At 74.2% G+C, this 7,522-nt stretch carries 7 protein-coding genes; 5 read left to right on the plus strand and 2 right to left on the minus strand.

Going from position 1 to position 7,522, the window contains the following annotated elements; translation table 11 throughout:
• Positions 1–87: 87 nt before the first annotated feature.
• Both MNZ39_RS14675 and MNZ39_RS14680 read left to right on the plus strand, forming a co-directional pair.
• A complete protein-coding gene (locus MNZ39_RS14675) occupies positions 88–1,647 on the plus strand; it encodes an ATP-binding protein (RefSeq protein ID WP_242339790.1) in 1,560 nt (519 codons plus the stop codon).
• A gap of 71 nt (positions 1,648–1,718) precedes the next feature.
• Entirely contained in the window at positions 1,719–2,303 is a 585-nt protein-coding gene (locus MNZ39_RS14680) for an alpha/beta hydrolase (protein WP_242339792.1), read from the plus strand.
• Between the two features lie 59 nt (positions 2,304–2,362).
• Here the strand turns inward: MNZ39_RS14680 and MNZ39_RS14685 are convergent, their stop codons facing one another.
• Entirely contained in the window at positions 2,363–3,589 is a 1,227-nt protein-coding gene (locus MNZ39_RS14685; RefSeq protein ID WP_242339794.1) for a class I SAM-dependent rRNA methyltransferase, read from the minus strand.
• Positions 3,586–4,920: a radical SAM protein gene (locus MNZ39_RS14690; RefSeq protein WP_242339796.1), complete on the minus strand. Its 1,335-nt coding sequence runs from the start codon at positions 4,918–4,920 to the stop codon at positions 3,586–3,588. The genes MNZ39_RS14685 and MNZ39_RS14690 overlap by 4 nt, the downstream gene beginning before the upstream one ends.
• Positions 4,921–5,256: 336 nt before the next feature.
• Between MNZ39_RS14690 and MNZ39_RS14695 the strand changes: the two genes are divergently transcribed.
• From MNZ39_RS14695 to MNZ39_RS14705, 3 genes are all read left to right on the plus strand, one after another.
• Complete coding sequence (locus tag MNZ39_RS14695) at positions 5,257–5,895, plus strand: sigma-70 family RNA polymerase sigma factor (RefSeq protein ID WP_242339798.1); 639 nt, start codon at positions 5,257–5,259, stop codon at positions 5,893–5,895.
• Between the two features lie 20 nt (positions 5,896–5,915).
• Positions 5,916–6,746 carry an anti-sigma factor gene (locus MNZ39_RS14700; protein ID WP_242339800.1) on the plus strand — a complete coding sequence of 277 codons (831 nt, stop codon included), beginning with the start codon at positions 5,916–5,918 and terminating at the stop codon, positions 6,744–6,746.
• A 102-nt stretch (positions 6,747–6,848) separates the two neighbouring features.
• The coding region (locus MNZ39_RS14705; RefSeq protein WP_242339802.1) for a response regulator transcription factor at positions 6,849–7,522 on the plus strand (674 nt) is incomplete at its 3' end.

Raw genomic sequence — 7,522 nt, forward strand, 5'->3', positions numbered from 1 at the left:
CGCGGTGCGGGTAAGCGAGCTATCGACCCACGGCGGCGGGGTGCGGGCGCCCTGCGGGGCGGCGGAGGCGGGGACCGGAGGCATTCGATGGGCAACGATGGTTCGCAGCTCGAAGACCGGGTCCTCCTGCTCATGCCCACCGCCCACGGCGCCGACCTGGCGGGGCCGGCGCTGCGCCGCGCGGGGCTGAACGTCGTCTCCCTCTCCGACACGACCACGCTCGCCAGCGAGCTCGGCCGCGGCGCGGCGGCGCTGGTGCTCGAGGCGGAGGCCCTCGGCCCGGACGCCCTCACCGAGCTCTCCGGCGCGCTCGGGCTGCAGGAGGCGTGGTCGGACCTGCCGGTCATCGTCCTGTGCCCCGCCGGCCTGCGCCTGCCCGCCGCGTCGCCTGCGCCGGAGACCCTCGAGGCGCTCGGCAACGTGACGCTCGTCGAGCGGCCCGCGCAGGTCCTCACCCTCCTCGGCGCGGTGAAGCTCGCGGTACGCAACCGCCGCCGCCAGTACGCCGCGCGCGACCTCATGCGCCAGCTCGGACGCGCGGTGGACGCCCGCGACGAGTTCCTCGCGATGCTCGGCCACGAGCTGCGCAACCCGCTCGGCGCGATCCTCCTCGCGCTGCCGCTCGTCCGCGCCTCCGACGACGAGCGCCCCCGCGGGATCATCGACCGCCAGGCGCGGCGGCTCGCGCGGCTCGTCGACGACCTGCTCGAGGTCTCGCGCGTCACCCGCGGGCAGATCACGCTGCGGCGCGAGGTCGTCGACCTCAACGAGATCGTCGGCGAGGCGGTGGCGGGGCTCGCCGAGGCCGCGAGGCTCCAGGGGCTCGACCTCGCGGTGTCCCTCTGGCGCGAGCGCGTCCCCGTCCACGCCGACTCGGTCCGCGTGGAGCAGATCGTCGCGAACCTCCTCGCGAACGCGCTCAAGTACACGCCCTCCGGCGGGCGCGTCACCGTGCTCGTCGCCCGGCGCAACGAGAAGGCCTCGATCCGCGTCTGCGACGACGGGATCGGCATCCCGCCCGAGATGATCTCCCGCATCTTCGAGCCGTTCACCCAGGCCGCGACGACCATCGACCGCGCCCAGGGTGGGCTGGGGCTCGGCCTCGCGCTCGTGAAGCGGCTCGTCGACCAGCACGGCGGCACCGTCGAGGCGCGGAGCCCGGGGCCGGGCCTGGGGAGCGAGTTCGAGGTGTCGCTCCCGATCGCCGCGGTCACCGAGGCGGGGGAGCGGCCCCTGCCCCGCCAGGAGCCGCGCGCGGGCAAGCTCCGCGTCCTCGTCGTGGAGGACAACGAGGACAACCGCGACGCGCTCCGCCTGCTCGTCGAGCACCTCGGCCACGAGGTCGACGCGGTCGAGGACGGGCTCCGCGGCGTCGCGCGCGCCCTCTCGGATCACCCCGACGTGATGCTCGTGGACATCGGCTTGCCCGGGCTCGACGGCTACGAGGTCGCGCGGCGGGTCCGCGGCGCGCTCGGCCAGGGCGTGAAGCTCGTCGCCGTGACGGGCTACGGGCAGCCGGAGGACCGGCGCCGCGCCATCGCCGCCGGCTTCGACCAGCACCTCACGAAGCCGGTGGACTACGACACGCTCTTCCGGCTGTTCAAGCCGGGCTCGTGGTCGTCGCCGGTCGGAGCGGCCGCGGGCTGACGCGCCGCTCCGGGCCGCCCGGGCGCGCGCGCTGCGCGTCGCCCCGGCGCCGCGGCTACAATCGCCTCCGCATGGTCATGACCGGCCAGTTCCTGGAGCGGCCCGCGCTCGTGGACGTGCAGGGGCTCGTGCTCGAGGCGCTCTATCACCGCGGGTCACGCCGCCCGGCGCTGCTCGTCTGCCCGCCCCTCGGCGGCGGCGGCATGGACGCGCCGCCCGTGGCCGAGCTCGCCTGGAGCGCGGCGCGCGCGGGGCACCCCTCGCTCAGGTTCCAGCACCGGGGCGTCGGCGCCTCGCAGGGCGCGCCGGATCCCGCGCGCGCGCTCGACGACGCCCTCGCCGCGCTGCGACACCTCGCCGAGACCGCCGGTGGATCCATCGCGCTCGCGGGGGTGGGGTCCGGCTGCGAGACCGCGCTCGCCCTCGCGGCGGCGCGTCCCGAGCTCGCGCGGCTCGTGCTCGTCGCCCCGGAGCGCGCGCCGCGCCCGGCGGCCGGCGCGCGCGTGCTCGTGCTCGTCCCGGAGCACGGCGCGCGGGTGCAGACCGGGGAGTGCGAGGGAGCGCAGGTGGACACGGTGCCGGACGCGGACGCGCTCTTCCGGGCGGGGCTGCCGGAGATGGGGCGGAGGGCGGTGGAGTGGATCGGGAGGGGTTGAGGGGGTCCGCCGGTAGCAGAACCCGCGACCGCGACCGCGACCCCGACCTCGACCGCCCCCTACCCCACCCGCCGCAGCACGAGGCACTTCAAGTATCGCCCCTCCCGGAACTGGAGGGACACCGGGTGGTCCGGGGTCTGCCGCGTCTCCTCGACGAGCTGCAGCTCCAGCTTCGCCTTGTACGCGGCCTCCTTCACCGCCTCGGTGAACTGCTCGGCCGAGACGCGCGCGGAGCAGCTCGCGGTGACGAGCAGGCCGCCCGGGGCGAGCACGGCGAGCGCGGCGCGGTTCAGGGACGCGTAGCCCGCGAGCGCGGCGTCGACCGCCTTCTGCGACTTCGCGAACGCCGGGGGATCGCAGACGACGAGATCGAACCGGCGGCCCTCCCGCTTGTACCGGGCGAGCAGCTCGAACGCGTCCTCGGTCGCGAACGCGTGATCGGCCGGGTCGAGGCCGTTCGCGCGGAAGTTCTCGCGCGCGAGCGCGATGGCGTCCCTGTCCACGTCCACCGACACGACGTGACGCGCGCCGCCGAGCGCGGCCGCGACCGAGAAGCCTCCCGTGTAGCTGAACAGGTTCAGCGCCTCCGGCCGCCCCGCTGCGAGCGCGCGCACGCGGCGGCGGTTCTCGCGCTGGTCGAGGAAGTGGCCGGTCTTCTGCCCGCGCCGCACGTCCACGAGCACCTGCATCCCGTGCTCGTCGTAGGCGATCCGCTCCGGCGGCTCCGCGCCCCACAGGACGCGGCCCTGCGGCGCCCCGGCGTCGGCGTCGTCGAGGTCGTCGCGCGGGATCTCGTCCCGTCCGAACACGCCGGCGAGCCCCTCGGCCTCCGCCCGCAGCGCCTCCACGATCGCCGCGCGGTGGGGGGTGAGGCCGGCGGAGTAGAGCTTCAGCACCGCGAAGGTGTCGTAGCGATCCGCCACGACGCCGGGCAGCCCGTCCGACTCGCCGTGCACGAGCCTGAAGCCGGTCGTGCCGTGGACGAGCTCGCGCCGGAGCGCGATCGCGCGCGCGATCCGGCGGCGCCAGTACGCCGCGTCGATGGCCTCGGCGGGCTCCCGCGTCAGGATCCGCACGGAGATGGCGGAGTGCGGATCGTAGTAGCCGCGCGCGACGAACCGCCCCTCCTCGGTCACGTCCACGATGGCGCCCGCGGGGAGCCCCTTCGGCGCCCGCTCCACAGCCTTGCGGAACACCCACGGATGGCCCGCGCGCAGGTGGCGCGCGAGGTCCTTGCGCAGCTCCAGCTCCGCCTCGCCGCGCACCGCGCTGCCGACTGCCCTCATCGCGCCTCCGCCCTGGCGCGCCTCGCGCGCCGGCCCGTGCGCGCGCGCTCCTCGCGCGCGCGTGAGAAGTTCCCCACGACGAGCCCCGGCCGCGCCGCCTTCAGCTCGGCCACGAGTCGCCGGATCCCGAGGGCGCGTCCCGCCCCGCCGCGGCCTCGCGCGAGCTCCGCGTAGACGTCCGGATCGAGCGCGAGCGGCCGCGTCTGGACCTGGTCCACACCCGTCTCGGCGACGAGCCGGCACAGCCGCTCCGCCTCGCCCTCGCGGTCGGTGACGCCCGGGAAGGTGAGCAGGTTCAGCGCGACGTACGCGCCCTTCGCCTTCGCGACGTGGAGCGAGCGCACGACGTCCTCGAGGCCGTAGCCGCTCGGGCGGTAGTACGCCGCGTACAGGTCGGGCGAGGCCGAGTTCGTCGAGATCCGCACCGAGTCGAGCCCCGCGTCGCAGAGCTTCCCGAGCGCGGCCGGGAGCGAGCCGTTCGTGTTCGCGTGCAGCGAGCCGCGCGGAGTCTCCGCCCGCACGCGCCGGAGCGCCCGCTCGATCTCCTTCCAGCGCGTGAGCGGCTCCCCCTCGCAGCCCTGGCCGAAGCTCACCATCACGTGCCCCGTCGCGCGCGCGAGGTGGCGCAGGGCCACCTCCGCCATCTCGTCCGCGGTCGGCGCCTGCGCGATCCGCTCGTGGCTCGAGGGCGGCATCCCCTCCTGCTGCTCGGAGAGGCAGCCGACGCACGAGGCGTTGCACGACGCCGACGCCGGGATCGCCCCCTCGTCCCGGCCGTAGAACGTGTTCTGCGCGGTGAAGCAGCGCCACTCGAGCGCGCAGCGCGCGAGCTGCCGGTAGATGGGGTTGTCGGACTCCTCGAGCGTGCGCGCGACGAGGTCGGGGAGCTCCTCGGTCGAGTGCGCGGCCGGGCTCCAGTGGCTCCGGCGATCCGTGTGCAGGGCCCACGCGACGGGACCGCGCGCGCCGAGGGCCGCGGCCGTGTACGCCCACTGCGGGAGGATCGGCGCCTCGCCGGTCGTGGGGAGGGCCGCCCTGGCCGCGGCTGGCAGGAACGTCCGCGTGTACCCCGGCGGCAAGGTGGCGCCCACGGCGTGCGGCTTCACCCTCCTGCGCCCGATCTTGACCTCGTGGAGGACGATCGGTTCGCCCGTCGCCGGATCGAGGCCCACGGGCCGCCGGCCCGGGAGCATGCAGAGGGACGCCCCCTCGGGGAGGTCGAGCGGGCGCTCGCGCGTCGCGAGGATCTCGTCGCCGCTCCGCACGGCGGCGTCGAGCTCGGGGTGGTCGTAGACGTTTCCGCGGTCGTCCGCGAAGAGGAGCTTCGGCATTCGGCGTTCTATCTAAGCGTGGCGCGCGGCGTCGCCCGGGCGGAGGGTACGATCTCGCGGCCCGCGGTCATACCACGCAGGCGGCCGGCCAGGCGCCCGCCTCCGCGCCCGTGCCTCCGCTCCGGCTCGCGCCTCGGAGGCATGCGTACCCCCTCAGGGCCGATTAGAATTCGCGGGTCCTTTCCGTCATCTCGACTGCATGCACCCCTGGCGACCGGGCGCGGGGGTGAGGCGCGGGAATCGTTTCGGCCGGCTGCTCGTTCCCTGGGTCGTGGTACGAGGGAAGCGGAGCACGGACGAGCGGAATAGAACCCGGGTGGGAGACACGAACCCCTGATGTTCGATCTGAGACAGACCGATCTCACGCGTGGCGAGTTCGAGGAGCTCGCGCTCAAGCACCTCGACCCGCTGTACTCCGCGGCCCTCCGGCTCACCAAGAACGACCGCGACGCGGAGGATCTCGTCCAGGACACGTTCCTGCGGGCCTACCGGTTCTTCGAGAAGTTCGAGCGAGGAACCAACATGAAGGCCTGGCTGTTCAAGATCCTGACGAACACCTTCATCAACCGCTACCGGCGGTCGGTGAAGGAGCGGAACATCGTCGAGGGATCCGAGCGCGACGCCGTGCACGAGCGGTTCGTGTCGAGGGAGGCGGCGGAGTTCGCCGCGAACCCGGAGCAGTACTTCTTCGACCGGCTGCTGTCCGACGACGTGCTCAAGGCCGTCGACTCGCTCCCCATCGACTTCCGGCTCGTCGTGATCCTCGCGGACCTCCAGGAGTTCTCGTACAAGGAGATCGCCGAGATCCTGGACGTCCCGGTGGGCACCGTCATGAGCCGCCTGTACCGCGGGCGGCGCCTCCTCCAGAAGGCGCTCGCGAGCTACGCGGTGGTCTCGGGCGTGCTGCAGGAGGTCGGGGAAGACGGCAGCATCGACCTCGAGACGTATCGGAAGCGCCGCGGCAAGTCGGCGTAAGGCCCCGGCGGAACGCGCCCATGGCGATCGAACCCACGCTCATCGCGGCCCTCGAATGCAGCGACGTCGAGCGCTCGGTCGATCCGTACCTCGACCGCGAGTTCGACGAGCGCGAGCGGTCCGAGATGGACGTCCACCTCGCCGCGTGCCCGCGCTGCCGCGCGCTCGTCGAGCGGCAGGCCCGGATGCGCGCCGCGCTGCGCGCGAAGCTCCGCGAGGCGCTCGGTGAGGACGCACCCTCCGGCCGCGCCCCGCCCGCGCTCCGCACCCGCATCGAGGGGGCCCTCGCGCGCCGCCGCAAGCCGCTCTGGCGCCGCGCCCTCGCGCCCATCCCGATCGCCACCCTCGCCGCCTGCGTCGCGGGCGTCCTGCTCGTGCTCTGGCTCGATCCCCTCGGCCACGGCGGCAGCCCGCTCCTGGAGGACGCGATCCGCAAGCACCACCGCGAGCTCCCGCTCGAGGTGACCTTCACCGATCCCGAGAGCGGCATCCCCGGCTGGTTCGCCGGGAAGCTCGACTTCAACCCGGCTCCGCCACGCTTCCGCGCCGCCGGCGTGCAGGTGCTGGGCGCGCGCCTGTCGCACATCGGCGCGTGGCCGGCCGCCTACATCCGCTACCAGCTCCCCCGCGGCCAGGCCGGCCTGTTCATCGTCGACGATCCCGACGGCCGGTTCGACGCGTCCGGGCGCGAGGTGAAGATCGGGCCGCACAAGGTCAAGATCGCGACCGCCCGCGGCTACAACGTGGCGGTCTGGCGCCAGGACGAGATCGTCTACTCCCTCGTCTCCGACCTCGACGAAGCTCAGCTCTTCGATCTCGTCCAGACTGCGCAGGCCGACGCCTCTCATTAGCCGCGCATTTTGATCCGCGCCCGGGCTGGGGTAGAGTTTCCCAGCCTTTTCCGCGCGGTTGCCTCATCGCCGCGCCCCGTCCCGCCCCTCCCGGAACGCGCGATGCCCACGAAGATCCTCCTCATCGAGAACGACGCCGCCCTCGCGTCGGCGCTCACCGACGCCCTCGAGTCCGAAGGCTTCGAGGTCCGCGCCACCGGGGACGGCAAGGAGGGGCTCGACCTCGCGCGCGAGTGGGGCCCGCAGGCCGTGGTGCTCTGCGTCGAGCTCCCGGGCATGAGCGGCTACCTCGTCTGCCAGCGGCTCAAGAAGGACGACGCCCTCAAGTCGATCCCGCTCGTGCTCACGAGCGCGGAGGCCACCGAGGAGACGTTCGAGAAGCACCGCGCGTTGAAGGTCCGCGCCGACGAGTACCTCTTCAAGCCGTACGCCACCGAGGCGCTCGTGGACGCCGTGCTTCGGGTCGCCGGCGCGCCGGAGCCGGCAGACGAGTACGACATCCCGCGCCCGGCCGACGATCTCGAGGAGGAGGAGCTCGTGAGCCTCGAGGACGCGATGGGCCTCGAGGCGCTCCCCAACGAGCCGGTGGAGGATCTCCCCGCGCTCGACCTGTCGGCGCTCCCGGACGAGCCGGTCGAGAGCCCGCGCAGCGCGGGCGCGGACGACGAGCTGCGCCTGCTCGACGACGCGTTCGAGGAGCTCGCCGCCCCGCGGACCGCGGGCGAGGACGAAGGGCTCGACCTGGAGCTCGGGCTGCCGCAGCCCGAGGACGGCGA

Origin of the sequence: Anaeromyxobacter sp. SG66, from assembly GCF_022690805.1 — a bacterium.
GTDB classification, from domain to species: domain Bacteria; phylum Myxococcota; class Myxococcia; order Myxococcales; family Anaeromyxobacteraceae; genus Anaeromyxobacter; species Anaeromyxobacter soli.